General features: G+C 70.0%; 2 protein-coding genes. One reads left to right on the forward strand and one right to left on the reverse strand.

Annotated elements, in window-relative coordinates; genetic code table 11:
* Nucleotides 1-146: 146 nt before the first annotated feature.
* Nucleotides 147-521 (reverse strand): LysM peptidoglycan-binding domain-containing protein, encoded by a 375-nt coding sequence (locus I59_RS10805; protein WP_031273614.1) that lies wholly within the window; start codon nt 519-521, stop codon nt 147-149.
* 236 nt (nt 522-757) lie between these two features.
* Here I59_RS10805 and lexA point away from each other — a divergent pair.
* Nucleotides 758-1,190 (forward strand): transcriptional repressor LexA (lexA, locus tag I59_RS10810; protein ID WP_022903884.1); only part of this gene is annotated, 433 nt, incomplete at its 3' end.

Below are 1,190 nucleotides of genomic sequence, written 5' to 3' on the forward strand. Positions count from 1 at the left end.
CGTAGGGGCTCTGCCCGCGCAGGTCGTCTCGGATCGGGAGGTCTTCGAGCGTGAATGCCACCGATCCATCGTAGGCCGCGACGGCACCACGGAGACCGGCCGTCCGGACGGTCACGCCGCTGCGGTCAGCGCGCGTCGGCGTCAGATCAGCGCGCGTCGGCGTACTTCGCCGGGATCGAGATCGTCTGCCCGGCCTGCAGCCCGGCTCCGTCGAGCGCGTTGAGGGAGACGACGTCCTGCACGAAGTCGCGCGGGTCGGCGTTCGGCGCGGTCTGCTCGGCCAGCTCCCAGAGCGTCTCGCCGGGCTGGATCGTGACCGTCTCGAAGTGGGCGGACCCGCTGCCGGCGGCATCACCGGCCGACGCCCGACCGCCGTTGAGCACCGCGAGCGCGACGATGAGGAGGATCGGGAGCGCGGCGAGCGTCGTCAGGACGAACCGTCCACGGCGCGTCAGGCGCAGGCGCGTACGCACGGCGGGAGCCGCGTGACGCTGGGGTTCAGCGATGGCGATGGTGCTCATGTCGTTCTTGCCTTCCCGTTCGGTGATCCGAAGTCGTGTACCGAACATAGTTTCGAATCCGGCGGCGCACAAGCCCCTGGAGGGGATTTCTGCGTGGATTCGTCGCGACACGCTCGAACAGGTGTTTGTCCGGGCTGCGGCGGTCGGATACTGTTTCGACCGACTGGGACAAGTCAACCGGGGACCACCGACATTCCCGCCGGACGGCATCCCGCACCGACGAAGGGTGAGACGACGTGGCGGACGAACTGCGTGGCCAGAAGCCGCTGACGGCGAAGCAGCAGGCGATCCTCGACGCCATCCGCGCGTCGATCGCCAGCCGGGGCTACCCGCCGAGCATGCGGGAGATCGGCGACGCCGCCGGGCTCTCATCGCTGTCGAGCGTCTCCCACCAGCTCGGCCAGCTCGAGCTCGGCGGCTGGATCCGCCGCGACCCGAACCGTCCCCGTGCGCTCGAGGTCCTGGTCGACGAGCCGACGACCGACGCCGACGGCCCCGACGTCGACGCGACGACGCTCGTGCCGCTCGTCGGGCGGATCGCCGCGGGTGTGCCCATCACGGCCGAGCAGCACGTCGACGAGATCATCCCGCTCCCCCGGCAGCTCGTCGGCACCGGTGACCTCTTCATGCTCAAGGTCGTCGGCGAGTCGATGATCGACGCGGCGATCT

Source organism: Curtobacterium sp. B8 (assembly GCF_000333315.1).
Taxonomy (GTDB): Bacteria; Actinomycetota; Actinomycetes; order Actinomycetales; family Microbacteriaceae; genus Curtobacterium; species Curtobacterium luteum.